Below are 20,488 nucleotides of genomic sequence, written 5' to 3' on the forward strand. Positions count from 1 at the left end.
ACGCGGGTTACCAAACAAACCAAATTACTCGGTAATTAAAAACACAAGCTTACCACATGCTGGAATTTATCCAACTTCTCAAACAGCGTTACCAAACTGTGCTACAGCAGCTGGATAAAAAAAATCCCCAGTACCTGGATTATCAGCAACGTATAGAGCAATTGTTGCACGGCGAAGCCTTTATTCGCAAAGGCGAGCTGCTGGACCAAAACCCCGGTTTTCCGCTGCAAATCGCCGTGATCGGGCCGACGCAGGCCGGTAAAAGTTCCGTCGTTAATCTGCTGTTAGATGCCAACGCCGCCGGCGTGAGTCCGCTGGCCGGTTACACGGTACAGGCCCAAGGCTTTTGCCACGGCCTGACGCCCGACGACTGCGACGGCATGCAACATTATTTCGGCCGCTTTCAACGTTTGGAGCAAACTGAGCTGCGGCCGGGAAGATACGATTGCTATTCCTTGAGTCCAAGCCCCGGCGCCTCGGCTTTGTTGCCGGCTTGCGTCTGCTGGGATACGCCTGATTTCGATTCAATAGACGCCGCTGATTATCGGGAAGGCGTGATCCGCACCATCGCGCTGGCGGACATCGTGGTACTGGTGGTGAGTAAAGAAAAATACGCCGATCAATCGGTTTGGGAAATGATGAAAGCCATCGAGGTTTTCCAGCAGCCTACCTTGATTTGCGTGAATAAACTTAACGAAGGCAGCGAGCCGGTGATTCTGGATTCGCTGCGGCAAAAGTGGCTGCAAACCCGGCAAGATACTTTGCCTATCGTGGTGCCCTTATTATTCCAAAAAGCCCCGGCCGTGCCGAGCTGGCCGCAGTCGGCTGCGCACGCATTCGCGGATCTGGCGAAAAAGGTTACCCGGCATAAACACGCCGCTCGTCAGCAGCAATTACTTAGCCGCTATTGGCTGGACTGGCTACAACCGGTGTTCGCCGAGCACCATGCTCAGCATCATTGGCAAACCCTGGTCGATCAAGCGTTGGCGCAGGCAGTTAAGGAGTACCAGCGCGATTATCTGAACCATCCGCATCATTACGAAACCTTTCAAAACGCTTTGTTAAATCTGCTGACCTTGCTGGAAATCCCCGGCATCGCCAAGGCCTTGGGCAAGACCCGAAGGGCCATGACCTGGCCGTTTCGTAAATTATTTGCCTTGGGCGGCGGCACACCTATCAATCCCAATCAGGAACTCGGGGTACTGAATCAGTTAGGCGAGCATCTGTTGATTCAAATCGCCGACCGTTTGCTGGAGAAAACCGAAACCGAGCCGGCCGATAGTCGCTGGTGGAAAGAAACCGCGATGGCGCTGAGACAAAAACGCGGCGATTTGTTACAGATTTATCGCCAGGCGGTGACGGATTATCACAGCGATTTTCAACAGGATGTAGAAGCCTCGGCGCAGCGTTTATACGTAAAACTGCAAGAACAGCCTATGGTTTTGAACAGCCTGCGCGCTACCCGCGTCACCACGGATGCCGGCGCTTTATTGCTGGCGATCCAGGCCGGCGGTATCGGTATTCATGATTTGGTGATTACCCCATTGATGCTGACCATTACGTCCTTATTAGCCGAAAGCGCCATCGGCAGCTACATGCATAAGGTCGAAGCCGAATTAAAACAGCATCAGCTCAATACCGTGAAAACCGCGCTGTTCGAGGCCTGCCTGAAACAGCGCTTGTATTTGTTGCCGCAAGGCGTGCTGTCGCCCACCCGCTTTAATATCTCCGAACAACAATGCCACGCCGCGGAACTGGCGCTGAAAGAGAAGAAACATGGCTTACGATTACTCTGAATTGCTGACTCAAGCCCGGCAATGGGCCGCAGCCGCGCAAGCCGAAGGCCGATTGAGTGCGGAACGGGCGCAATTATTGACCACGATAGACGCACGCAGTACGGAAAGCCTCTTTGCCGCGAGTCAATCCGATCCGGATAGCAGACCGTTGATTGTTGCCTTCATGGGCGGCACCGGTGTCGGTAAAAGCAGTTTGTTGAATCGTTTGGCAGGGCAAGCCATTGCCCGGGCCGGCATCGAGCGCCCCACTTCGCGGGAAGTGACCTTGTATCACCATCAAAGCCTGGCGATTAACAAGTTGCCGGCCGGGCTGCCCTTGGACAGCATCAAGATCAGCCAGCACAACGATGCGGCAAACAGCCATATCGTCTGGATTGATATGCCGGATTTCGACAGCGTTGAACTCGGCAACAAACGTTTGGTACTGGAATGGCTGCCGCATATCGACGCTTTACTCTATGTAGTCAGCCCAGAGCGCTACCGCGATAACAAAGCCTGGCAGCTGCTGCTGGCGGAAGGTGCGAAACACGCCTGGCTGTTTGTGATGAATCAGTGGGATCGTGGCCAGTCGGTGCAATACGACGATTTTAAACAGCAGCTGGGTAAGGCCGGTTTTACCGATCCTTTAATCTTTCGCACCAGTTGCAGCGAACCGGACGGCGACGAGTTCGCCGCATTGCTGGAGCAGTTGCGGCAACTCTCTGGACAGCATAGCGTCGCCCAATTGGAACAGCGCAGCGAACAATTGCGCCGCCAGCACCTAAAGCAGACCTTGCAACAACTGGCCGAGGATTTTTCCGCGCAAGACTACGTGCAATTACAGCAGAACTTCGATGCACTATGGCAGCATACCGAAGCCAGCTTGCAACAAGGTCTAGCCTGGCCGATCAAGCAACTCGCGCAATTCTGGGCGGAGAACTTGGGCCAAACAGCGGACATCAAATTGTGGGACGACTGGGCGCAGAACCGCCTGAACGATTTGCTGGACGAATTGGTGTTGCAAGCCGCGCAAGCCAATATTCCCAGCAAGCCCTTGAAGAACGCGTTACAAAATGTGCGCGAGCACACCGACAAAAATCTCACCGCCCAAACCGAATTGGCTGGCCGACAGGCGTTATTGCAGCCCGGCAACGGCGCTCAGCGTTTCCTGTTGAAATTCACCGCGATCTGCGAAACTGTCTTGCCTCTGGCGGCGATGGGCGCAGTGGGCTATCAAGTATTCTCCGGCTACTACCACAGTGCCGCCGACGCCACTGCCACTGCTTATTTGGGTACTGACTTTGCGGTGCATAGCGTGTTGCTGATTGGCTTGAGTTGGCTTATTCCGTTTTTCTTGCACAAAAAAATCCAGCCATCCTTGCAGAAAGCGGCGTTGAAAGGCTTACAGAAAGGTTTGCAGCAGGCTTTGGCGGAGGTGAGAGCGGAGATCAAACAGGCGATGTTGGGCGAACAACAACGGCATGAAGTGCTGGGGCAGCAACTTGCAGGGTTGATCGAGCGTTGCGGTGCCGGGCCAACGATGGCTCTGGAAAATGGAAGCCTCCTGGGACGGGTATTGTTGGTTAAGTGAGATTCTTCAGTTTGAGGTTTTGCAGGCTAAGATTAACGTGCATCCAAGTGCCCCAAGCTTGGATAAATTTTAAGTTTGCGTCTGAAAAGCACAGTCTTCTTACAATTTGAATCGTGCTGCCAACTTATCTAGGCTTGCCGCCTGTTGTGCCAATTGTTCCGCGCTTTGCTTGGTTTTCTCTACAGTTTTAGCCAGCGAATTGGCATTTTGCGAGATCTGTTCCACCCGATCAGCCATATCGCGTGTAGCAGCCGATTGCTGGCCCAGTGCGCCACTAATCCCGTCTACCGACAATGTGACGCGGTATTGGGCATCGAGAATTTCGTTGACCGATTGGCCCGCCTGGCTGGAAAGCGCCACGCCGGATTCAACGCCGGTTACACCACTTTCCATAGCCTGCACGGCGGCTTTGGAGGCTTGACGAATTTTTTCCACCATTAATTTAATTTCACCGCTGGATGTGCTGGTGCGCTCGGCAAGGGTTCTTACTTCGTCTGCAACCACTGCGAAACCTCGGCCGTATTCGCCGGCTCGAGCGGCTTCAATCGCGGCGTTCAGAGCAAGCAGATTGGTTTGTTCGGCGACACCGTGAATCACATCAACAATACTGGTTATTTCCGAGCTGATTGCTTCCAGATTGCGAATGTAGTCGGCCGCATTTACAACAATGGCTGAAATTTTTTGCATCTCTTTGGCGGTGGAGCTAATGACTTTTGTGGATGACTCGGCGCGCTGTCCTGATTCGAACGCAACCTGCTTGGCGTCCAGCGCATTACCGTTGACTTGTTCGAGCGATACCGAGAGCTGTTCGATAGTGGCCGCCATGCTGCAAGCTGCCTCGTAACCGTTATTGGCGATAATCGATTCTTGCGCGGCGGCCTCTAACAGGTCCGCCGAATATCGATTAAGTTGGAATACGCCGTTGTGCATATCGGAGATTAGATTGTGTAAGTTCTTGCGCATCTCCGCCAACTTTCTGAGAAGTTGTCCGATTTCATCGTCGCCTACATCGGGAATTACCACCGTCAGGTCGCCGGCGGCGATAGCCCCAGTGACTTTTTCCGCTTGATCAAGGCTGTAACGGATTTGGTGAATAATCACGTAGGCCATTATCACGAACGCTATTGCGCCCAGTAATGCCAGTCCCACCAGATACCAGGTTGTGCTGTCGACGGTCTGGTTAAGGTTTGCCAAGGTTTCATTGGAATATTGGTTGGAAATTTTGACTGTTTCTTCCAATGCTTCGTGATGTCGTTCGTACTGTTGATCCAGGCGTTCCATCGCCAGGTCCATTGTTTTTACATCACCTTCCTTGATTGCTGGAATATAGCGTTCCTCCAATTCTTTCCACCACTGATCAGCTTGTTCGCGTTGCGTGCCCAATATGGCTTGTTTTAGTTGGGCGGGAATACCCTGTGTGGACTCCCAATAGCGATTGCGGGTGTCATACTCGATTTTCAGTTCTTTTAATCGCACATACTTCGGTTCTTTATCTTTGTCATGGTAAAGCTGTTCGGCCATTAACTGAGCTTCAACCAGAAATAAAGGGGGCGGTAGAATGTCGGCGACAATATCTTTTCCTTGTCCCATACGGTGTGCTGCATCTCCGAGAAAATTTAATGCGTGATAGCCAAGTAACGCCAGGCCGGCCAGCAGTAGAGACGCAAACCAAGACATCAGTTGAAGTTTGGTGGCTATCGAAAAACGATTCAGCATACGCATTCCCCCTGTATTCATAACGTGAAAACTGAGTAGAAATTGTAGAAGAAATTTTGAATGCAACAATCAGCCACTGAGATAGGGCTTAAATAACGGAAAGGCGATAGGCCAGTCTGCGTGGGGGCGACTATCAGCAGATGCTTGGATTAATAGTGTTTGTGTGGCGTTAACGGTAAGGAGGAATCTTATTTGTCGGGTGCTTTATGTTGTTTAACACATACCCCCAATAAGGTGTCGCTTAACGCTGAATGAGCGGGGCTGGTGTACCGGCTGGTTTTGGTTTTCAATATGACCTGTTCTGGTCTATTTCTTGCTGCCAGTTAACTGAGCCGCAAAATGGCCTGGATTAGCTGTGATTCATGTCATTTTCATAACATCGCTCAGGCCGAATGTTCGATGGTCTACAGAAGTTCGATTTTTGAACACGGTTCTACCGGTTCGGACCGGTATTTATAAAACCTATATCAAGAGGAATAGACAATGGCAGAGTTTTTTATTGAGATAAGCGCGCAAGAAAATGGCGATCACCTGATTCATAAATCCAGCTGCTCTTTGCTACCTGCTAAAGAGGCCATTTATTATCTGGGTTCGATCAGCAGCGTGACCAGTGCGGCGAAGAAGGCCGGTGAGAGATTTGCCAAGCCAACCGCGTGTCCGCAATGTTCTCCGGTTTGAGATAAAGCCTTTATAAGGCGAATACGGCAGCGTATTCGCCTTAAGCTTACGAAGACTAGGCGGATTTGCCCAGCGGCAAGCCGCACCGTTGATCTAATGGGTTACTGCTTCGCTGTCAATAACCGCCGCCGGCCGTTGCTCGCCCTTGCCGATTTCCAGTAAATCCCAGAATAATAAGACGCCACCTACTGCGGTCATCAAACCGAATACCATCCGCCAAATCATTGCTTGCATGAACCAAGGGTGATTTTGTGCGGCAAAATAGCCGGCCCAGGTTGAGCCTTCGACCGCCCGTTCGATAAAGGATTGTTCGTAGCCGGCGATCAATAAAGCCACTGTCATGCCCATCACGCCCAAGTTCAGCAAAATCGCCGCGGCTTTCCAACGCCAGCCATTGGCTAGCTCTCCGCCCATCCAGACATTACCGCGCGCTTGTTGCGCCGCCAGGTAGAAGAAGGCGATGTTGATCGTCGCATAAGCGCCGAAGAAGGCCAAATGACCGTGCGAGGCCGACCATTGGGTGCCATGGGTATACAAATTGATTTGCGGCAGCGTGTGCATAAAGCCCCAAACGCCGGCGCCGAGGAAGTTACCGAAGGCGTGAGCGATGATCCAAGCCAGGGCAGGGTGGTTGCTGTTTTTGAATTTATGCGCGCCGGCATCGTAAATCGAATGCACCACCATGGCGACTAAGGGAATCGGTTCCAGCGCGGAGAAGAAGCCGCCGATGGTAAACCAGTACTCCGGCGTGCCGATCCAGAAATAATGATGGCCCAAGCCTAAAATGCCGGAGCCGAACATCAAGGCCACTTCGATATACAGCCAGGTTTGTACGACGTTGCGGCGCACACCCAGCAACTTCATCAAGCTCCAGGCCATGATGCAGCCCACCAGCACTTCCCAGGTGGCTTCCACCCAGAGATGGATGACCCACCACCACCAGTATTGATCGACGGAAATGTTGGTGACATAAAACATGCCGGCCAGATACAAGCCGGCTAAGGCGACCAAGTCCAGAGTTAAAACGCCGGCAATCCCCGACCATTTGCCCTTGGCAAAGGTAGCGGCGACGTTGTAAAAGAAGGTCAGCATCACCACGACGATGCCGATGTCGGCCCAACGCGGCGCTTCGATGTATTCGCGGCCTTCGTTAATCAACCACAATGAAGTATCGGTACCGCTGCCGATTTGAATCAGCAGGTAAACCAGTACCACAATGGTGACAGCGCCGGTCAGCACCCAAAACGCCAGCTGGCCCCATTTCAAACCGACGATGGGTACGCCGCTTTCGTCTTCCAGAAACCAGTAAACCGAGCCGAGGAAGCCGTAAAGCATCCATATGACCATGGCGTTGATATGCACCATGCGGTTCACGTTGAAATCCAGGATTTCATACAGAAAGCTCGGGAAGATAAACTGCAACCCGGCCAGTAGGCCGAACAACAGTTGCGCCATAAACAGCACCATCGCCACGGTAAAATAATGCACGGCCAGTTTTTGGCCGCCGCTCAAATTTGGATTGGCCATGAATGCGGCATAGCGTTGCTTGCAATTGGCCGCGCAAACCTCGGCTTTTTCTTGATAGGCTTGTAGCGTCATTTATTTGTCCTCTTCGCCGAGCGCGATGAAATTATGCGGAAAGCCGTTGGTGTCGATAGACGACATCCATTTCAGGAAGGCCACGATGGCTTCCGCTTCCGGCGGCGTGATGTCCAGATTGGGCATCTTGCGGTTGGAGCCGTAAGTGCGGGCATTTTTTTCCGGATCGAGCAGGAAGTTCACCATCATTTGTTCGCGAGATTCCTTGGCGCCCCACCCTTGATCCAGCCAGGCTTTAGTCAAGTCCGGCGCGAAATAGGCACCGTTACCGAGCAAGGTATGGCAATTCATGCAGTTTTTAGCTTGTACGGTTTTCTTGCCATGATCGACCAGTTTTTCGGCTTCTGCTTCGCTTAAAGTTTTACCGAACAACGGTGCGTCGTCGCCTATGGTCGGTTGGTAACGCTGTTTGGCCTTGTCGAAGCGGTAGCTGACGTCTTTGTTTATCACGCTGTAAGCCGGCACGCGGGGACCGCCGGCGCTGATTTGTTTCATCGAATCGAAGCTTAAAATGACCAGTAACACAAAAGAACCGCCGGTGACCCAGATCGCGGTTTTTTTCCAGAATGTTTCCGACGCCCAGCGGGGCGGGCTTTGCTCAGTCATGATGACCTCCAGATTGATGAGAGTGATGAGTTTCGTCGTCGTGCGTCGCGGCACACAACTTCCAGATCAGACGCGGCATCCAGCCGTAGCCGAGTACCATTAACAACGACAGCAGCAGCCAATAATCGTTAAAATGGTTGACGTAGCTGAACACGCCGACGCAAATCAGCAACCCGGCGTAGATTACCCAAGCGGCAATCCCGAACGCGCGGCGGCCGCTGATCTTGGACCAGGCATATAAAGCGGCATACACGGTAGCCAGCAAGATGATCAACGCCGCGCTGAAAAAGCTCAGGAAAAAATCGGACAGGGCAACGGGTTCGATCAACATTAAATTTACCGCCGGACAGTTTTATAACATGGTTTATAAATGCAACTTTTGGCAAGTGTAAGCGTCATTAACATTTATTTCAAATACAGCTTTAACTGAACTCATCGACATGCAATTGACTGCACACACCGATTACGCGCTGCGCGTATTGATTTATCTGACAATTAACACCGAGAAATTGGTGACAATCACTGAATTGGCCGAGTATTTCGGCATTTCCAGAAACCACTTGGTCAAGGTGGTACACAAACTGGGCGTAAAAGGCTTTGTGCAAACTGTGCGGGGGAAGGGCGGCGGTATTCGTTTATCGCGGCCGGCGCGGGAGATCAGTGTCGGCAATGTGGTACGGGAAGTGGAGGGACACTTTCAGATGGCCGAATGCTTCAATCCCAAAAAACAGGGCCGTTGCGCCCTGGAGAAAGATTGTGGGCTGATAGGATTATTAGGCGGCGCTATAGAGCAGTTTTTACAGACTTTGGATAAGGCGGTTTTGAGCGATTTGGTGCCAGGGCCCCGGCCGGGTGGCTTGGATGGCGTACCGCTAAAACAGGGTTGAGGCATTGCAATGTGTAGGATGGGTAGAGCGAAGCGAAACCCATCAAGTATCCTCAAACTGATGCGATGGGTTTCGGCTATCGCCTCTACCCATCCTACCGTTGTCAATAAAATCCGCTGGCAGCTATTTACCCAGAATGCTAGTTCCTCCGTTTTAACCTGTCCTTGGGCTGGTTTTGTTCGATTAGCGGTAGGCTCCAACAAAGGGATTGCTGCGCATTTCCACGCCAAAGGTAGATATCGGGCCATGGCCGGGGATGAATTTCACATCTTCGCCCAGGGGCCAGAGTTTTAATTCAATCGAGTCGATCAAAGTTTGATGGTCGCCTTTGGGGAAATCGGTGCGACCGATCGAGCCTTTGAATAACACGTCCCCAACCAGCGCCAAGCGCTGTGCCTCGCTGAAGAACACCACATGGCCCGGCGTGTGTCCCGGACAATGGATCACCTGTAATACCTCGTTGCCAACCTTTACCGTATCGCCGTCGTTCAACCAACGTTGAGGAGTAAAGCTTTTCGATTCCGGAAAACCGAACATCCGGCATTGCTGCGCCAAGGCCTCGATCCAGAAGGTATCTTCAATTTGCGGGCCGATGATTGGCAACGAGAGTTTTTCGGCCAACTCCGCAACACCGCCAACATGATCGAGATGGCCGTGGGTGACCAGTATCGATTCCAACGCCACGCCTTGTTTTTTGACTTCCTTCAGCAATACATCAAGGTCGCCGCCCGGATCGACCAGAGCGGCTTTATTGGTTTGTTCGCAGACCAGTAAGGTGCAGTTTTGTTGATAGGCGGTGACGGGAATAATGGTGTAGCGCATGAAATCGATGATGGCTGGAAGTTGGACTCCCGCTTGCGCGGGAGTGATGGATCAGTAAGTTAGATATTTAGTAATAAATGCGCCGGCGCTTCCAGACATTCCTTGATGATGCCCAAAAACTGCACCGCTTCCTTGCCGTCCACCAAACGATGGTCGTAGGACAAAGCCAGGTACATGATAGGCCGAATAACGATCTCACCGTTTTCCACCACCGGCCGGTCTTTGATGGCGTGCATGCCTAAAATCGCGCATTGCGGCGGATTCAGGATGGGTGTAGAGAGCATGGAGCCGAAAATTCCGCCATTCGTGATGGTAAAGGTGCCGCCGCTGAGATCTTCAACGCTGATCGAGCCGTTGCGGGCTTTATTACCAAAATCGTGTATGCCTTTTTCGATGCCGGCAAAATCCAGCTGATCAGCGTCGCGCAAAATCGGCACGATCAAGCCGCGCGGTGTGGTGACGGCGATGCCGATGTCGTAGTAGCCGTGGTAAATGATGTCGCTGCCGTCAATAGACGCGTTAATCGCCGGGAAGCGTTTTAAGCCTTCAATGGATGCCTTCACGAAGAACGACATGAAGCCCAGCTTGATGCTGTGTTTGGTTTCGAAACGATCTTTGTAGTGATTGCGCAGATCGATGACCGCACTGAGATTGACTTCGTTAAAGGTAGTCAGCATCGCCGCGTTTTGCTGGGCTTGCAGCAAGCGTTCGGCCACTTTGGCACGCAAGCGAGTCATCGGCACCCGCTGTTCCGGCCTTAGGCTGGCCACGGCTGTGGCCGATAAGGGCGAGTGGGTTTCCGTTGCCGGTGGTGGCGCGGGGGCTGGAGTAGGTGGCGCGTCTTTCGCTTGTGTGTTCAAGAAATCCAAAACATCAGTTTTCAGAATTCGGCCATGTTTTCCGGAGCCGGCGATGGCTTGCGGGTCAAGGTCTTTTTCGGCGACCAATTTGCGAACGGAAGGGCTAAGGACGGCGTCTTCGGTTTTTTCGGTTACCTGAGCCGGTTTGGCTGGCTGGGCATCCAGTTTGGCTAGTAGCTGACCGCCGACTACGGTTTCGCCGTCTTGTACCACCAGTTCTACCAGTGTTCCGGATTTTGGTGCAGGTACTTCCAGGATGACCTTGTCGGTTTCGAGGTCGGCCAGATTGTCGCCTTCGTTGACCCATTCGCCCGCCTGTTTGTGCCATGCGACTAGGGTGGCATCGGATACGGATTCGGGAAGGCTGGGGACCAGTATTTCAAAGCTCATGTGTATTTCCTTCGTTGCTGCCATAGAGCGCGGCGTTTACCACGGCGCGTTGTTCGTTGAGATGGGTTTTGTAATTGCCGACCGCCGGTGATGCCGACGCGACCCGGCCGGCATAGCTGATCGGGATATTCTTGTCTAGCAAATCGAAAAAATGGTGCTTGCTTTGGTACCAGGCGCCTTGGTTTTTCGGTTCTTCCTGACACCAGACAATATGTTCGACATTGGGGTATTTGTCGATTTCGCGTTTGAATTGCTCGTTCGGAAACGGATAGAGCTGCTCGATACGAATAATCGCGACATGGCGCAGTTGCTCCTGATCCAGGCGGCGAGCTTCCAACAAATCGAAATATACCTTGCCGGCGCACAATACGATGCGCGTGACGTGGTAGGGATCGATATCGTCCTGTTCGCCTATCACGTTCAAAAATTCGCCATGGGTCAAATCGCTTAGTGTCGATACCGCTAGCTTGTGCCGTAGCAGGCTTTTCGGACTCATGACGATAAGCGGTTTGCGATATTGGCGCAGCATCTGTCGACGCAGCAAATGAAAAATTTGTGCCGGTGTAGTGGGGACGCAGACTTGGATATTGTGGTCGGCACATAGCTGTAAATAACGTTCCAGGCGAGCCGAGGAATGTTCCGGGCCTTGACCTTCAAAACCGTGTGGCAGCAGCATGACCAAGCCGCTGAGCTTGCCCCATTTGGTTTCGCCGGAGGAAATGAACTGGTCTATGACTACTTGCGCGCCGTTGGCGAAATCGCCGAATTGCGCTTCCCAGATCACCAGTTTATTCGGTTCGGTGGAGCTGTAGCCGTATTCGAAACCCAACACGCCGGCTTCCGACAGTAAGGAGTTAAAGATTTGTGCGCGGCCCTGGTTTTCGCTTAAATGTTTGAGCGGGATGTAATTTTCGCCGTTGGCTTGATTCAGCAAAATGGCGTGGCGATGCGAGAACGTGCCGCGGCCGATGTCCTGGCCGGTCAAGCGCATATGGTATTTTTCCAATAGTAGCGTCGCATAAGCCAAATTTTCCGCAAAGCCCCAATCCATTGGAATTTCGCCGGCCGCCATTTTATTGCGGTCTTCCATGACTTTGGCGACTCTGGGATGCAGTTCAAAACCTTCCGGCAAGCTTTGCAAACGCTGGTTGCAGAATTGGAGATGCTCCAAGCTTATAGAGGTGTCGGCCGGCGTGTCCCAATGTTTGTTTTGATAAGGCACCCAGCGCGCCGAGTATGAATAAACGTTGTTTTCTATAATCGGCCGTGATACCGGTTGGCCTTCGTTGAGCAGTTGTTGGTAATCCTGCTCCATTTTCTGCACCATGTCTTCCGTGACCACGCCTTCCGCAATTAATTTCTGTGCGTAGATTTGCGGCGGGGTCTGGTGATCGCGGATGGATTTATACATCATCGGCTGGGTAGCCGCCGGTTCGTCCGCCTCGTTGTGACCATGACGGCGGTAGCAAATTAAGTCAATAACCACATCTTTATGAAAGGTGTTACGGTAATCCAATGCCAATTGCGTGATGAAAATCACCGCCTCCGGATCGTCGCCGTTGACGTGAAATACCGGCGCCTGAATCATGTTGGCTACGTCGGTACAGTACAGGGTGGATCTGGCATCGAAGGGATTGCTGGTGGTAAAACCGATTTGGTTGTTGATGACAATATGCACGGTGCCGCCGGTGGAGAAGGCGCGCGTTTCCGACATGTTCAAGGTTTCCATCACAATACCCTGGCCGGCAAAAGCGGCGTCGCCGTGAATCAATATCGGCAAGATCGCGTCAAAACCATCCGGGCCGTGCCGATCTTGGCGGGCTTTTACCGAGCCTTCCACCACCGGATTGATGATTTCCAAATGCGAGGGGTTGAAGGCCAGCGTCAAATGAATCGGGCCGCCCGGTGTGGCAATATTGGACGAAAAGCCTTGATGGTATTTGACATCGCCGGTTAGTACGCCGGGCGAGGACGTGTGGGTGCCTTCGAATTCCCCGAACAGTACCGCCGGGCTTTTTCCCAGTATATTAATAAGTACGTTCAGACGGCCGCGATGGGCCATACCGATGACGATTTCCTTGCCTTTGTGTTCGCCTGCGCGTTGGATCAATTCGTCCAGCACTGGAATCAAAGACTCGCCGCCTTCCAGCGAAAAGCGTTTTTGGCCGACATATTTGCGGTGCAGGAATCTTTCCAGGCCTTCTGCGGCAATCAACAACTTTAACAGCCATTGGCGTTTTTCCGGATGGCTGCTGAAATCCGGTTTCGCGCCTTCCAGTTTATCCTTGATCCAGCGTTTCTTTTCGTCATCGACGATGTGCATGTATTCGCTGCCGATGCTGCCGCAGTAAATCTCGTTAAGCGTTTGAATAATCGCTTTTAGGGGTAAGCGATCAACGCCGCACAAGCCGCCGGTGTCGAACAGCGTGCTCATATCCGCATCGGTCAAACCATAATATATAGGTTCCAAGTCAGCAGGGACGCTTTGCGATTGACCAAGCGGATTGTTAGAGGCTATCTGATGGCCTTTGACCCGGTAATGATTGATCAAGCGGGCTACCGCTGATTGCTTCTTGACGCTTTGCTCGGTAAACCCCTGCATTCTGGCCAGCCTGCCCGGTTCCGCAATCGCCAGTTTTTCGAAGCGCTCCACAATCACGCTATGCGGTGTGTCTTCGGTGGCGCCGCTGCGAATGTGGTCGAAGCGTTGCCGCCAGCTTGGGCTGATGGATTCCGGATTGCTCAAGTACTGTTCGTACAAGTACTCGATGAAATGGGCGTTGCCTCCGTACAATGAGGAGGACTCTTCGAATTGTTTAAGCAGGCTACTCATGCAAACATCCAGGTTTTCGGCAAGTTGAACCGATTATGTTAGAACTAAAATGTTATATTACCAAGGACAATGTGTTGTAACGGGCTAGTGCATCAAATGATTCCAGTTTCGTTTGGTTGATTCAATATCGGGAAAAAACATGGCTGATAATAAAGTAGTTATCAAAATTAATTATGATAAGAAACACCCAGGCATAAGCACGGAGCCGCAAACGGTAACGGTTTGGCATATTCGCAGGATACTGGTTGCGGTTCTGGTGTTAGTTTTGATGCTAATAGTATTGTTTTCATGGTTTGGCGGCGCTGACGAAGATAGTGATACTCTGATCGATACCACGGAAAAAGTTCAAAAATTTAATACACCGGATGCTGAAATTGTTGAACGGCAAGAGTCGGCGCTAATAGAAAAGCCAGTGCCGGCGATAGTGCCTAAGGAAGCAGCCCACTCTGAAAGTGTTAAAAAAATCGACAGTGTTAAAAAGCCGGCGGCGATTATATTGGACCGAAAGGTTATCAGAGCATCTTTAAATACCGAGCCCAAGGATGATGAACCCGGTGAGCCGATTAAGTCGCCGCTGAGAGTTATTCCTAACCAATCCCAGGAAGTTTTTTATTTTAGTGAGATAAAAAACATGAAGGGTAGATCTTTGTTTCATCGATGGTCGCGTAACGGTCAAATCGTGCATCAAAAACAATTGGATATGAAAGATAAAATAACCAAGGTATGGTCTAGTAAAACCCTGTCTGCCAAAGATAAGGGCGAATGGCAAGTACAGTTGACGGATAAGAAAGGCAAGGTATATTCCGAAGTCAATTTTTCAGTAAATTCTGAATAATAGTTTTATTTAGAAACGCCGGGTGATAGAATTGATTGCGTTTTTTGATTAACGAGGAAAATATGACTGACTTTAATAAACTATCCGAAGCCGAATTACAGGCTGTTATTGATAATGCCGAAAAAGCATTAAAAGAAAGACAATCCAGTAAACGCAAGGAAGTTATTGCGCAAATAAAGGAATTGGCGGCTTCTATTGGCGTAACTGTCGATATTCAAGACGGCGAGAAGAAATCCGAAAGAAAAACCGGTAAAGTTGCGGCTAGGTACCGTAGTCCTGACGATGCATCTTTAACCTGGTCTGGCCGTGGATTGGCGCCGAAATGGATGCAGGAATTGCTGGCTTCCGGTCGCAGTAAAGCTGAGTTTGAAATCAAATAATCTTCGGATTTAAACCGTAGTCTGGTTTATCCAGTCTTTTAAACGGTTTGCTACCCAGGCTCCATCGTCCAAACATAGATCATGGCCCGCCCACGGGTGCGTGAAGATGTCGATTTGCCATTTGTTATGAATGGCGTCGGAACAAGCCGGTGCGACTAAACGGTCGCCCCGGCCATTCAATAACAGCAATGGTGTTTCCGGTTTTCTCTGGCTAGGTCGATAGCGTGCCGCTGCTTTCAGCTGTCTGACACCATTAGCAAGGCTGATAGGCCGAACTTGCTGTATGGCGCTCCAGGCCTTGGCCGTTTCCGCGTAGAGGTCTTGCCGGTTACTAACCAGCTGAAGAATTGCCAGTTCCCTGTTATATAAATCCCTTTCTAGCAATAACTCAAAAAACTGCGGATAACTCTGCCAACGCATGCGCCGATAAAACGGGCTTAAGCCTGCAAAGCTGGTATTAACCATGGCGGCTGCGGCGATGTCGCGCGGATAGCGCTGCAACCATTCCCAGGCCACCATGCCGCCAAGGGATAATGCGATTAGCGTGACAGGCTTTGCCAGTAAACCGTCCGCTAAAGCCTGGCGGCGGACTTGTTCCGTTATCGTTTCGATGCTGTCCGGGCTGGGTTCTCGGTAATATCGGCCGGTGCCTGGCAAATCGATAGTACTGACAGTTGATCGTGGAAAAGCCTGCTGCAACACATCCGGAAAATTTCCCCAATGCGCCGCCTCTCTACATAGGCCACGCAGTAATAGCCAATGTTGCCCGGCTGACTCAGGCATACCAGAGTTCCAATGCTTGTCGCCGATTCTGCTCTTGTTGGTGGTTGTTTAACGCCGCCCATTTTTGCGGGTAGAGCAGGCTGCGGTACAAGAAATCGAATAGGGTTAGATGCCGGCGCATAATGCGTTGCTGACGATGCGGCAGCAAGGGATGGAACAAGCCATGACGTTGAAATAAATGCGTCGGACTTTTGCGCAGCCACAGCCAGGAGCCCATCTCCAGGGTTAAAGGGAGAAACACCCGCTGTTTGCCATGCCGGTCGATAAAATCGTCATATAGATAATCCCATAAGTCGCCGCTGATAACGTATTCCTGGCTCATGGGCTCGATTTTATAGAAATGATGCGGGTAGCAGCGATCAAACAATTGTTTTAAGCCATAAGCTTCTGCTATGCCCGGAAACGGCGTCTGACAGGATGCATAGGGAAACCATAATCTATCGTGGATGCCAAACCCCGAATGCAGATCGATAGCAATCGATAACGGTGCATTGAACAGATGTTTATGTACCACTCGGCATAATGCCTGCGCTTCTTTTTCCATTTTCGATTCATCGCCGCGATACCAAGGTAGTTTGGCGCTGAAACGCTGGCCGCTGTATAACCGGGTGTTGCCGATACTTTCGATGGGCGAATTACGCATCAAATCTACGCCGTGACCGTTACAGCGCGTGCCTCGATAGACGCCCACCGGGTTGACAATGGGTACGAATACCAGCCGCGAATGTTGCAAACGAGCGTTAAATTCCTCGTCCCAATCCAATAATTGCAGGATGGTTTGTAAGTACGCCAGTATGACTTCCGAGCCGATTTTCTCCAGGCCATGCACGCCACCGAAAAAAGCCAATACCGGAACATCCGGACTGGTTGAGCCCAGGCTGAGGCAATGGATTGGAAATTGCCTGTCTTTATAGGTGATTTGCTCGACGATTTCGCAACGGGCGCGGTCGCCGAATTGCTCGATCAGCGTTTCCAGCTGTTCCAGCTCCGGGAATGAACGATTTTCCATGAATTCGCGCAACTCTAACCGGCCAGCGATTTTTCGATGTAGCGTTGTCTTTTCTTGGGCGCGATTTTATCGACCTCCACCATGATCAGGCCGTCGATACAATTGTTAAAGTCCGGGTCGATATTGAAGGCGACGAAATGGCAGCCTTTATCGACACATAATTCCACGTATTGTTTATAAAGAGTAGGGACTTTGACGCCCAATTTTTTTAGTTCGCTATTCAATATTTTGAAACTGGTGGAGTAGTCAGCGCTGAATTCTGTGGCCGCGAACGCTTTGCACTGTTGGGACATCACGAAGGGCGTTCTGGCCTTGGTGTTCTGTAAGTCGGAAGCGAACTGCTGTTGATAAAAACCGATAATCAGTTCTTTTGCGGCCTGCGGGTAGGCATTGCTGATGCTGACCGGGCCGAATAGATATTTTATGTCCGGCCGTTCGCGCAAATAGGCGCCTATACCGTACCAAAGATAATCCAGGCTGTGTTGCCCCCAATAACGCGGCTGCACAAAGCTGCGGCCTAGCTCGATGCTGTGGGGTAGATAAGCTTCGAATTCGTTGCGTAAATCGAACAGGGTTTGCGTATAAAAACCGTCTATGCCATGACTGGCCATAATGGCAGGGCCGTCTCCGACCCGGTAGGCACCGACGATTTCCAGATCGTTATCGTCCCACAGCACGATGTGGCTGTAGTAAATGTCGAATTTGTCCAGATCCAATGCTAGGCCGGTGCCTTCTTCGACGGTTCTGAATGTCAGTTCGCGTAAACGGGCGATTTCCCGCATCACCGGACAATCGTCTTGAAATTGGTATAAAAAGATCTTTTTGCCGTCGCGGGTTTCGCCAAGCAGACGCGATTGGTACAAGGCCTTCTTCACCGCTTTGGTATCGGAAGGATGCACCACGGTGGCGACGGTCTCGAATAGCGCCGGTTTGTTTTTCTTGCCCAGGTTTTGGACGTGCTTGCGAAAGCGCTGACTGAGCTGTTTATTGCTTTCCTCGCTATCGGCAATAACTTGGTAAGGTACCGGCGCGCCGACCATGAATTTGATTTCCTGGCCTTTCTTGTTGAACATCTCCTTCACTAGCAGCATCGTACCCAATGGTTTGTATAGCGTAGAGGCGCTGTAGAACAAGGCCGAGTTCTTGGCTTTGATGAAGATCGGCAGGATAGGGCATTGTGCTCTGCGAGCCAGTTTAATAAAGCCGGATTGCCAGGCGCCGTCGCGGATGCCTTTGGGTGTGATGCGCGAAACCTCGCCGGCCGGGAAGAAAATGATGGCTTCTTCGTTTTCCAGCGCATCCAGCATCACCTTATAAACGTCTTTTAGCTTTTTCTTATCGGACAGTACATCGACCGGCAGAAATATGGATTGCAAAGGCTCCATGTGCGACAAGACTCGGTTGGCAACGATACGCACATCGGGCCGCACGGAACGAATCAATTTCACCAAGGCCAAGCCGTCCAGGGTTCCAATTGGGTGATTGGCAACGATCAGCAGACGGCCTTCGGAGGGAATATTGTTATAGCAATCGTTGCTGACTTGATAATTGAATTTGAAGTAATTCAGTAGCTTGTCGAGAAAGGCGAAGCCGCGCAGGTGTTGGTTTTTGCGAATAACGTCGTTGAAATCGTCTTCGTGGATCAGTTTTTTTAAAGCTTGTACAACCAGCTTATTGTCTTTGCCAAATTTAAAGTCGGGATAAGTTTCTTGCAGAATGCGTTCAGCATCGATCATCGCTCAGTGTCCTGGAAAAAGGAGTATGGCGGCGATTCTAGTGGGCAAATATGTCAGAAATATGTCAGCCGCAGGCTGATGAAAAAGCCTGTCAGCCAATGGTTGATAAGCCGTAAACGACGTGCCCCAAACGGCAGAGCAGGCTGTTGGTGTGGTTTATTCTTTGAAAAAATTGCGGTTTAGGTAGCGGATGTTGGCGGGCCGAAAGAGGTTATCCAACCCGTTTTTAGTCGTGCTTTCACACAACAACGACGATAATCAGTGAGCTTTCCGGCCGGGTTTATCGGGTGTCAATACGGTGTTTTGCGGCGGCTGGCTATTGTCCAGATCCGGATAATCCTTGGTGTAATGCAAGCCCCGGCTTTCCTTGCGCTGCTGCGCGCAGCGGATGATCAGTTCGGCGACGATGACCAGATTGCGCAGTTCCAGCAAGTCGCTGGTAATGCGAAATTGGCCGTAGTATTCGGCGATTTCTTCTTTTAGCAACACGAGGCGGTTCATCGCTCGTTCCAGACGTTTATTGGTGCGAACGATGCCGACGTAATCCCACATGAAACGGCGCAATTCGTCCCAATTGTGCGCGATCACCACTTCCTCATCCGAGTCGCCGACTTTGGATTCGTCCCAATCCGGCAGCGGCAGCGGTTCCGGTAATTGCGCGAATGTGCGGCGAATGTCCTGATTGGCTTGTTCGGCGAATACTAAACACTCCAGCAGCGAATTGCTGGCCATGCGGTTAGCCCCGTGCAATCCGGTGCAGGCGACCTCGCCGATGGCGTACAAGCCGGGGATGTCGGTTCGGGCGTTGGCGTCGGTTAATACGCCGCCGCAGGTATAATGCGCCGCCGGTACCACGGGAATCGGTTGCTGACTGATGTCGATGTCCAGTTCCAAACACTGCATATAAATTGTGGGAAAGTGCTTCTGGATGAACTCCCGGGATTTGTGGCTGATGTCCAGATAGACGCATTCGATACCGTGTTTCTTGATTTCGCTATCGATGGCGCGAGCGACGATGTCGCGCGGGGCCAGTTCCATGCGCTCGTCGTAGCGGCGCATGAAGCGCTCACCATCCGGCAAAATCAAATGTGCGCCTTCGCCGCGCACCGCTTCGCTGATTAAAAACGAACGCGCGGTCGGGTGATACAGGCAGGTCGGATGAAATTGCATAAATTCCATATTGCTGATCCGGCAGCCGGCCCGCCAGGCCAACGCAATCCCGTCGCCGCTGGAAATATGCGGATTCGTTGAATACAGATAAACCTTGTTGGCGCCGCCGGTCGCCAGTACCACCACTTTCGCGGCTATGGATTTGATGCTGCCTGATTTGCTGTCCAACACATAGGCGCCGCATATGCGTTGTTCGCTCGCGCCTAATTTGTTGGCGGTGATTAATTCGACAACGTTGTGATATTCCAGCAGGGTAATGTTGGGGTGAGCTTGGGCGCGTTCGATCAACGATAGCGATACCGCTTTGCCGGTGGCATCGTCGGTGTGAACGATGCGGCGGTGCGAGTGGCCGCCTTCGCGGTTTAAATGCAATTGTTTGGCGCCGTCGGCGTTACGCTCTTCGGTAAAGTTCACGCCTTGTTGACGTAGCCATTCGATGCTTCGACGGCCTTGAGCGACGGTGAGTCTGACGATTTCCGGGTCGCACAGGCCGGCGCCGGCAATCAAGGTGTCTTCTATATGCGATTCGATGGAATCGTATTCTTCGTCGAATACCGCGGAGATACCGCCTTGGGCGTAATAAGTGCTGCATTCGGTCAGTGCGAATTTGGCGAGCACCGCGACCTTGTAGGTGTCGGCAAGATGCAGCGCTAGACTCAGGCCGGCGCCGCCGCTGCCGGCGATAAGGATGTCATAATAGGAATCAGCGGTATGGTTGGGTTGGTTTGCTGTCAGTGTGGTCAACTTTGCGGCCGGATGAATAGTTTTAGCGTTTTTGAATAATATCTGGTTTTAATCTTGCGGTAATTTTTTTTGTG

17 protein-coding genes are annotated in these 20,488 nt (G+C 51.6%); 6 read left to right on the forward strand and 11 right to left on the reverse strand.

The annotated features are described in order from the left end of the window. Positions 1-56 precede the first annotated feature (56 nt). Both ACR64Q_RS06935 and ACR64Q_RS06940 read left to right on the forward strand, forming a co-directional pair. Positions 57-1,796 carry a GTPase gene (locus ACR64Q_RS06935; RefSeq protein ID WP_026604337.1) on the forward strand — a complete coding sequence of 580 codons (1,740 nt, stop codon included), beginning with the start codon at positions 57-59 and terminating at the stop codon, positions 1,794-1,796. Continuing rightward, complete coding sequence (locus ACR64Q_RS06940; protein WP_026604338.1) at positions 1,777-3,366, forward strand: GTPase; 1,590 nt, start codon at positions 1,777-1,779, stop codon at positions 3,364-3,366. The genes ACR64Q_RS06935 and ACR64Q_RS06940 overlap by 20 nt, the downstream gene beginning before the upstream one ends. A 99-nt stretch (positions 3,367-3,465) precedes the next feature. On the opposite strand, the gene ACR64Q_RS06945 is transcribed toward ACR64Q_RS06940, so the two are convergent. Next, on the reverse strand, positions 3,466-5,082 hold the full coding sequence (locus ACR64Q_RS06945; RefSeq protein ID WP_026604339.1) for a methyl-accepting chemotaxis protein: 1,617 nt from the start codon (positions 5,080-5,082) through the stop codon (positions 3,466-3,468). Positions 5,083-5,565: 483 nt separating this feature from the next. On the opposite strand from ACR64Q_RS06945, the gene ACR64Q_RS06950 reads away from it, so the two are divergent. Continuing rightward, complete coding sequence (locus tag ACR64Q_RS06950) at positions 5,566-5,760, forward strand: hypothetical protein (RefSeq protein WP_020482196.1); 195 nt, start codon at positions 5,566-5,568, stop codon at positions 5,758-5,760. Positions 5,761-5,853: 93 nt separating this feature from the next. Here ACR64Q_RS06950 and ACR64Q_RS06955 read toward each other — a convergent pair whose 3' ends face one another. The 3 genes from ACR64Q_RS06955 to ACR64Q_RS06965 are packed head-to-tail and all read right to left on the reverse strand — an operon-like array spanning position 5,854 to position 8,296. Continuing rightward, positions 5,854-7,359 (reverse strand): cbb3-type cytochrome c oxidase subunit I, encoded by a 1,506-nt coding sequence (locus tag ACR64Q_RS06955; RefSeq protein WP_026604340.1) that lies wholly within the window; start codon positions 7,357-7,359, stop codon positions 5,854-5,856. Beyond that, entirely contained in the window at positions 7,360-7,965 is a 606-nt protein-coding gene (locus ACR64Q_RS06960; protein ID WP_026604341.1) for a c-type cytochrome, read from the reverse strand. It abuts the gene before it with no gap. Next, on the reverse strand, positions 7,958-8,296 hold the full coding sequence (locus ACR64Q_RS06965; RefSeq protein ID WP_020482193.1) for a hypothetical protein: 339 nt from the start codon (positions 8,294-8,296) through the stop codon (positions 7,958-7,960). Before ACR64Q_RS06965 ends, ACR64Q_RS06960 begins: the two co-directional genes overlap by 8 nt. Positions 8,297-8,405: 109 nt before the next feature. Here ACR64Q_RS06965 and ACR64Q_RS06970 point away from each other — a divergent pair, with 109 nt between their 5' ends. Then, positions 8,406-8,852, forward strand: a complete 447-nt coding sequence (locus ACR64Q_RS06970) for an Rrf2 family transcriptional regulator (RefSeq protein ID WP_026604342.1) — start codon at positions 8,406-8,408, stop codon at positions 8,850-8,852. 183 nt (positions 8,853-9,035) lie between these two features. Here the strand turns inward: ACR64Q_RS06970 and ACR64Q_RS06975 are convergent, their stop codons facing one another. Genes ACR64Q_RS06975 through ACR64Q_RS06985 form a run of 3 tightly spaced genes read right to left on the reverse strand, consistent with a single transcriptional unit; the run spans position 9,036 to position 13,757 of the window. Further along, positions 9,036-9,674, reverse strand: coding sequence for an MBL fold metallo-hydrolase (locus tag ACR64Q_RS06975; protein WP_026604343.1), 639 nt, complete (start codon positions 9,672-9,674; stop codon positions 9,036-9,038). Between the two features lie 59 nt (positions 9,675-9,733). Next, a complete protein-coding gene (gene odhB / locus ACR64Q_RS06980; RefSeq protein WP_026604344.1) occupies positions 9,734-10,924 on the reverse strand; it encodes a 2-oxoglutarate dehydrogenase complex dihydrolipoyllysine-residue succinyltransferase in 1,191 nt (396 codons plus the stop codon). Further along, positions 10,914-13,757 carry a 2-oxoglutarate dehydrogenase E1 component gene (locus ACR64Q_RS06985; protein WP_026604345.1) on the reverse strand — a complete coding sequence of 948 codons (2,844 nt, stop codon included), beginning with the start codon at positions 13,755-13,757 and terminating at the stop codon, positions 10,914-10,916. Before ACR64Q_RS06985 ends, odhB begins: the two co-directional genes overlap by 11 nt. Positions 13,758-13,896: 139 nt before the next feature. On the opposite strand from ACR64Q_RS06985, the gene ACR64Q_RS06990 reads away from it, so the two are divergent. After that, complete coding sequence (locus tag ACR64Q_RS06990) at positions 13,897-14,592, forward strand: DUF2914 domain-containing protein (RefSeq protein WP_026604346.1); 696 nt, start codon at positions 13,897-13,899, stop codon at positions 14,590-14,592. A gap of 62 nt (positions 14,593-14,654) precedes the next feature. Then, positions 14,655-14,972 carry an H-NS histone family protein gene (locus tag ACR64Q_RS06995; protein WP_020482187.1) on the forward strand — a complete coding sequence of 106 codons (318 nt, stop codon included), beginning with the start codon at positions 14,655-14,657 and terminating at the stop codon, positions 14,970-14,972. Positions 14,973-14,981: 9 nt separating this feature from the next. Here the strand turns inward: ACR64Q_RS06995 and ACR64Q_RS07000 are convergent, their stop codons facing one another. From ACR64Q_RS07000 to nadB, 4 genes are all read right to left on the reverse strand, one after another. Then, positions 14,982-15,755 (reverse strand): alpha/beta fold hydrolase, encoded by a 774-nt coding sequence (locus tag ACR64Q_RS07000; RefSeq protein ID WP_313734059.1) that lies wholly within the window; start codon positions 15,753-15,755, stop codon positions 14,982-14,984. Then, positions 15,748-16,764: a M14 family zinc carboxypeptidase gene (locus ACR64Q_RS07005; protein ID WP_020482185.1), complete on the reverse strand. Its 1,017-nt coding sequence runs from the start codon at positions 16,762-16,764 to the stop codon at positions 15,748-15,750. The genes ACR64Q_RS07000 and ACR64Q_RS07005 overlap by 8 nt, the downstream gene beginning before the upstream one ends. Positions 16,765-16,778: 14 nt before the next feature. Continuing rightward, positions 16,779-18,500, reverse strand: coding sequence for a bifunctional ornithine lipid synthase OlsF (gene olsF, locus ACR64Q_RS07010; RefSeq protein ID WP_020482184.1), 1,722 nt, complete (start codon positions 18,498-18,500; stop codon positions 16,779-16,781). Positions 18,501-18,758: 258 nt separating this feature from the next. Beyond that, a complete protein-coding gene (nadB, locus tag ACR64Q_RS07015) occupies positions 18,759-20,414 on the reverse strand; it encodes an L-aspartate oxidase (protein WP_313734060.1) in 1,656 nt (551 codons plus the stop codon). Positions 20,415-20,488 lie beyond the last annotated feature (74 nt).

The sequence above is a fragment of the Methylomonas sp. 2F7 genome (assembly GCF_057126975.1).

Coding starts and splice junctions, on each gene's coding strand:
- ACR64Q_RS06935 (WP_026604337.1), top strand. CDS start 57: ATGCTGGAATTTATCCAACTTCTCAAACAGCGTTACCAAACTGTGCTA.
- ACR64Q_RS06940 (WP_026604338.1), top strand. CDS start 1,777: ATGGCTTACGATTACTCTGAATTGCTGACTCAAGCCCGGCAATGGGCC.
- ACR64Q_RS06945 (WP_026604339.1), bottom strand. CDS start 5,082: ATGCTGAATCGTTTTTCGATAGCCACCAAACTTCAACTGATGTCTTGG.
- ACR64Q_RS06950 (WP_020482196.1), top strand. CDS start 5,566: ATGGCAGAGTTTTTTATTGAGATAAGCGCGCAAGAAAATGGCGATCAC.
- ACR64Q_RS06955 (WP_026604340.1), bottom strand. CDS start 7,359: ATGACGCTACAAGCCTATCAAGAAAAAGCCGAGGTTTGCGCGGCCAAT.
- ACR64Q_RS06960 (WP_026604341.1), bottom strand. CDS start 7,965: ATGACTGAGCAAAGCCCGCCCCGCTGGGCGTCGGAAACATTCTGGAAA.
- ACR64Q_RS06965 (WP_020482193.1), bottom strand. CDS start 8,296: ATGTTGATCGAACCCGTTGCCCTGTCCGATTTTTTCCTGAGCTTTTTC.
- ACR64Q_RS06970 (WP_026604342.1), top strand. CDS start 8,406: ATGCAATTGACTGCACACACCGATTACGCGCTGCGCGTATTGATTTAT.
- ACR64Q_RS06975 (WP_026604343.1), bottom strand. CDS start 9,674: ATGCGCTACACCATTATTCCCGTCACCGCCTATCAACAAAACTGCACC.
- odhB (WP_026604344.1), bottom strand. CDS start 10,924: ATGAGCTTTGAAATACTGGTCCCCAGCCTTCCCGAATCCGTATCCGAT.
- ACR64Q_RS06985 (WP_026604345.1), bottom strand. CDS start 13,757: ATGAGTAGCCTGCTTAAACAATTCGAAGAGTCCTCCTCATTGTACGGA.
- ACR64Q_RS06990 (WP_026604346.1), top strand. CDS start 13,897: ATGGCTGATAATAAAGTAGTTATCAAAATTAATTATGATAAGAAACAC.
- ACR64Q_RS06995 (WP_020482187.1), top strand. CDS start 14,655: ATGACTGACTTTAATAAACTATCCGAAGCCGAATTACAGGCTGTTATT.
- ACR64Q_RS07000 (WP_313734059.1), bottom strand. CDS start 15,755: ATGCCTGAGTCAGCCGGGCAACATTGGCTATTACTGCGTGGCCTATGT.
- ACR64Q_RS07005 (WP_020482185.1), bottom strand. CDS start 16,764: ATGGAAAATCGTTCATTCCCGGAGCTGGAACAGCTGGAAACGCTGATC.
- olsF (WP_020482184.1), bottom strand. CDS start 18,500: ATGATCGATGCTGAACGCATTCTGCAAGAAACTTATCCCGACTTTAAA.